At 72.3% G+C, this 4,640-nt stretch carries 5 protein-coding genes; 2 read left to right on the plus strand and 3 right to left on the minus strand.

The window, feature by feature from the left end:
• A partial coding sequence (locus A6Q79_RS18305) for a cytochrome c oxidase subunit 3 (protein WP_317698933.1) occupies nucleotides 1-520 on the minus strand: 520 nt, incomplete at its 3' end.
• A gap of 9 nt (nucleotides 521-529) precedes the next feature.
• On the opposite strand from A6Q79_RS18305, the gene A6Q79_RS18310 reads away from it, so the two are divergent.
• Together A6Q79_RS18310 and trpD are read left to right on the plus strand one after the other, a co-directional pair.
• The gene (locus A6Q79_RS18310) at nucleotides 530-955 is read left to right on the plus strand and encodes a response regulator transcription factor (RefSeq protein WP_067858362.1); all 426 of its coding nucleotides are present in this window, start codon (nucleotides 530-532) and stop codon (nucleotides 953-955) included.
• On the plus strand, nucleotides 952-1,998 hold the full coding sequence (gene trpD, locus A6Q79_RS18315; RefSeq protein ID WP_067858360.1) for an anthranilate phosphoribosyltransferase: 1,047 nt from the start codon (nucleotides 952-954) through the stop codon (nucleotides 1,996-1,998). The genes A6Q79_RS18310 and trpD overlap by 4 nt, the downstream gene beginning before the upstream one ends.
• A gap of 12 nt (nucleotides 1,999-2,010) precedes the next feature.
• Here the strand turns inward: trpD and A6Q79_RS18320 are convergent, their stop codons facing one another.
• Complete coding sequence (locus A6Q79_RS18320; protein WP_067858357.1) at nucleotides 2,011-2,286, minus strand: Lrp/AsnC family transcriptional regulator; 276 nt, start codon at nucleotides 2,284-2,286, stop codon at nucleotides 2,011-2,013.
• Nucleotides 2,283-4,022 (minus strand): DEDD exonuclease domain-containing protein, encoded by a 1,740-nt coding sequence (locus A6Q79_RS18325; RefSeq protein ID WP_067858354.1) that lies wholly within the window; start codon nucleotides 4,020-4,022, stop codon nucleotides 2,283-2,285. The genes A6Q79_RS18320 and A6Q79_RS18325 overlap by 4 nt, the downstream gene beginning before the upstream one ends.
• Nucleotides 4,023-4,640: the final 618 nt, after the last annotated feature.

A 4,640-nucleotide genomic window follows, 5' to 3' on the forward strand; every position in this document is an offset into this window, starting at 1 on the left:
ACGTGCGGCCGATCACCAGCAGGAAGGCCAGCAGACCACCGACGACGTGGATGCCGTGGAAGCCGGTGGCGAGGTAGAAGAGGGAGCCGTAGGCCGAGGACGGGATGGTCACGCCCTCGTGGACGAGCTCGGCGTACTCGAAGGCCTGGCCGCCGATGAAGATCGCGCCCATGACGTAGGTGAGCACGAACCACTCGCGCATGCCCCACTTGCGGAACTGCAGCAGCGTCCCGGTGCGTCCGGGACGGCCGCGCTCGGCCGCGAAGACGCCGAACTGGCAGGTCAGCGACGACAGCACGAGGATCGAGGGGTTGACGGCCGCGAACGGCACGTTCAGCAGCTGCGTCTCCTGGTCCCAGAGCGCCGGCGTGACGTTCTTGACGGTGAAGTACGCGGCGAAGAGGCCGGCGAAGAACATCAGCTCGCTGGAGAGCCAGACGATCGTGCCCACCGTCACCATGGAGGGACGCCCCTCGGTGCCGTGGAGTCGGGACGCGGGGATCACGGAAGTAGTGGCCACGCGCTCATTATGTACGATTCCCACGTGACCGAGCGCAGCAGGTTCCGAGTCCTGGTCTACAGCGACGACCGAGACGTGCGGAACGCCGTCATGGCAGCGCTGGGCACGCGCCCGCACCCCGACCTCCCCGAGGTCGAGTTCGTCGAGTGCGCGACGGAGCCGGTCGTCTGGCAGTACCTCGACGACGCCCGTCGTCGTCCGGACCTCGTCGTCCTCGACGGCGAGTCGACGCCCGTCGGCGGACTCGGCGTGGCGCGGCAGATGAAGGACGAGATCTTCCAGGCGCCGCCGGTGCTCGTGCTGACCGGCCGCCCGCAGGACGCCTGGCTCGCGACCTGGTCGCGCGCCGACGCCGCCGTGTCCCACCCGATCGACCCGCTGCGGCTCGCCGAGGTCTTCGTCGACCTCGCGCGCTCCGTGCTGCAGCCGGGGTGAGCGCGCGCACCTGGCCCGACGTGCTCGACGAGCTCGTCGGAGGCCGCGACCTGGACTCCGGGTCGACCGCGTGGGCGATGGCGGCGATCCTCGAGGGCGAGAGCACGCCGGCGCAGATCGCCGCGTTCGCGGTGGCGCTGCGCGCGAAGGGCATCTCCCAGGCCGAGCTGCAGGGACTCGTCGACGCGCTGCTGTCGCACGCCGTCCTCGTCGACGTCCCCGGCCGGGTGGTCGACATCGTCGGCACGGGTGGCGACCGGGCCAAGACGGTCAACATCTCGTCCATGTCGGCCGTCACGGCGGCCGGTGCGGGCGCCCCCGTCGTCAAGCACGGCAACCGCGCCGCGTCGAGCCAGAGCGGCACCGCCGACGTGTTCCAGGTGCTGGGCGTGCGGCTCGACGTGCGGGCCGCGTCGGTGCCGGCGGTGCTCGAGCGCGCCGGCATCACCTTCTGCTTCGCCCCGCTGTTCCACCCGGGGCTGCGCTTCACCGGCCCGCCGCGGCGCGAGATCGGCATCGCCACCCCGTTCAACGTCCTCGGCCCGCTGGTCAACCCCGCGCGTCCGCAGGCGTCGGCGGTCGGGTGCTCCGACCTGCGCACGGCACCGCTCATGGCGCAGGTCTTCGCCGACCGCGGCGACGACGCGTTCGTCTTCCGTGGCGACGACGGTCTCGACGAGATCACCACGACGACCACCACCCGCGTGTGGACGGTCGTGGGCGCCGGCGTCGTGGAGGAGGTGCTCGACCCGCGCGAGCTCGGGTTCTCGCTGTCGTCCCCCGAGGCGCTGCGCGGCGGCGACCCCGTGCACAACGCCGACGTGTTCCGCCGGATCCTCGACGGCGAGGTCTCGCCCGTCCGCGACGCCGTGCTGCTGAACGCGGGTGCTGCCCTCGCGGCCTACGACGGCGGCAGCGGACCGCTGCTGGAACGCCTGGCTGCAGGTGTCGAGCGGGCGCGGGCGTCGATCGACTCCGGGGCCGCGCGCGACGTGCTGGCCCGCTGGTCCGCTGTCACGCAGGAGCTGGCACCGACCGACTGAGCAGCCGTCGGCTCAGAGCCCGATGCTGAACGCGTCCTCGAGGTCGTGCCGGCTGAAGGTCTGGAACGCGATCTGCGTCTGCGTCGACAGCACGCCGTCGACCTTGTTGAGCCGGTCGGCGACGACCGCGGAGACGTCGTCGATCCGCGGCACCCGCACCATCGCGACGAGGTCGAGGTCGCCCGTGACGGAGTACACCTCGCTCACCCCGTCGAGGTCGGCGATCTGCGCGGCGGTCTCGGACAGCCGGGACACCTCGGCCTGGATGAAGACGATGGCGGTGATCACGCCGACAGCCTAGACCGCGTGGCGCGCTGGTCGTCGGACTCCGTCGGGAGGGCGGCGACGTGCCGGGCCGCGCCGGCCGTCGGGACCTGCCACGACCCGCGCACCATGCGCACGCCCGGGGACTCGAGCCAGCGCAGGAGCGTCTCGGTCTCCTCGACCGACGCCGCCGGCGCCGGATGGGTGCCGTTGCCGGGCGTGGGCACGTCCTCGGCGGTGGCGAGCAGCGTGTCGACCCAGGCGGCGGGGTGCACGTGCCGGGGGAGCAGGCCGGCGGCGGCGAGCCGGCCGTGACGCACGACGTGCACCTCCCAGCCCTTCTCCGCCGGTGCGGCCGCCACGAGCTCGGCGACGTCGGTGAGCTGCCGCAGCCGCTGGGTGCGGTCGACGGCCCGCAGCGACGCGGCCAACCGGTCGCGCACCTGCGCCGCCTCCTCGTAGCGCTGCTGCGCCCCGAGCTCGCCCATGCGGGCGCGCAGCCGCTCGACGACCTCGGCGGGGTCGCCCGTGAGCGCGGCGTCGAGGCGGGCGACCTCGGTGGCGTAGACGTCGGGGTCGAGGTCGCCGGTGCAGGGCGCGAGGCAGCGTCCGAGGTCGGCCAGGGCGCACGTGCTGCCCCGCGGTCGACGGCCCATGCGGGTGGTGCACTGACGCACCTGGAACGTCTCGTGCAGCGCGGCCAGGGCCAGCTCGCCCTGGCTGCGGTGGCCGAAGGGACCCACGTACACGGCGTCGTCGTCGAGCACGCGACGCACCATCGACAGCCGCGGCCAGGGCTCGCGGGTCAGCTTGATCCACGACTGGCGCTCGGGGAAGCGCGACCGTCGGTTGTACGGGGGGCGGTGCGCGGCGATGAGCCGCAGCTCGCGCACCCGCGCCTCGAGCGCGGTGGCGCAGACGACGGCGTCGACGCGCTCGGCGAGCTTGACCATCTCGCCCATCCGGGTGCGCGTCTCCGCGGCGGTGAAGTAGCTGCCGACCCGCTTGCGCAGGTCGCGCGACGTGCCGACGTAGAGCACGTCGTCGCGCGCGTCGCGGAAGAGGTAGACCCCCGGCTCGTGCGGCAGGTGCTGCGCGAGGTGACGCTTGCGTCGCTGCTCGGGCGTCACCTTCGAGGTGAACGTGACCGCGTCCTCGAGGGTGTGCACGCCGAGCGAGCCGAGCCGCTCGAACAGCCCGTGCAGCACGTCGACGGTGGCGCGGGCGTCGTGCAGGGCCCGGTGGTCGGGGGTCGTGCCGGCACCGAAGTGCGCGGCGAGCGTCGAGAGCTTCACGTTGCGCACCTCCTCGCGCAGCAGTGCCCGCCGCGCGAGCACGGCGGTGTCGAGCACCTCGAACCGCGGCCACGGGATGCCCAGCTCGCGGGCGTTGTGCTTGAGGAAGCCGACGTCGAAGGGCGCGTTGTGCGCCACCAGCACGCTGCCCGCCGCGAGCTCGAGGAAGCTGGGCAGCGCCTCGGCGATCCGCGGGGCCTGCACCACCATCGCGTCGGTGATGCCCGTGAGCACCGTGATGAACGCAGGGATGCTCTCCTCGGGGTTCACGAGCGTCTGCAGCTCGCCCAACACCTCGCCACCGCGCACCTTGACCGCGCCGATCTCCGTGATGCGCGCCCCCGCCTTCGGCGACCCGCCCGTCGTCTCGAGGTCGACCACGCAGAACGTGACGTCGCTCAACGGCCGCCCCAGCTCCTCGAAGCTGGCCTGGTGGTGCACGGGTCGCGTGGGCTGGCTGGTCACGGAGGTGACCGTAGGCGTGGGGTCGGACAGAGTCGGGGCTCCTGGGGGACGGGGGGCGTCCTGCGGCTGCGTCGGTGCGGCTTCTCTCTCGACCTGCGGCTGCGTCGGTGCGGGTTCTCTCTCGGGTGGGGCTGCGCCGGTGCGGCTTCTCGTCGACCTGCGCTCCGAAAGGGCCTCGACCGGGCGGCTGGGTGCGACGGCGGCTCGGGTTCTCGGGCTGTGGCTCCCGTTGGGGGCGCAAGATTCTGCGTTTGCGCGGGCCATCGGTGGACCTGCAACCTTCTGAGCGCTCTATAGGTGGCAGATCCACCACTGAGGGGGCCAGACGTCGCAGAGGTTCTCCCTTCTCGTGGACCGTGCCACGAGAAGGGAGAAGCGCTGCCCACCCCACCCCCGAGGGCACCCAAGATTCTTCGTTCGCGCGTGGAAGTCGAACGCTTCTACGTTGGTGACGGGATCCCGTAGCAAACGCAGAAGCCTTGGAGTCCCAACGCACGAACGCAGATTCTTGTGTCCAATGGAGGCCACAGCCCGAGAACCAGAGCCGCCGCCCGCCCAGCCGCCCGGTCGAGGCCTTTCGGAGACCATACCCAGCGCCAACCGAGGCAGCGCACCAGC

Origin of the sequence: Aeromicrobium sp. REDSEA-S32_B7, assembly GCF_001626145.1 — a bacterium.
GTDB classification, from domain to species: domain Bacteria; phylum Actinomycetota; class Actinomycetes; order Propionibacteriales; family Nocardioidaceae; genus Aeromicrobium; species Aeromicrobium erythreum.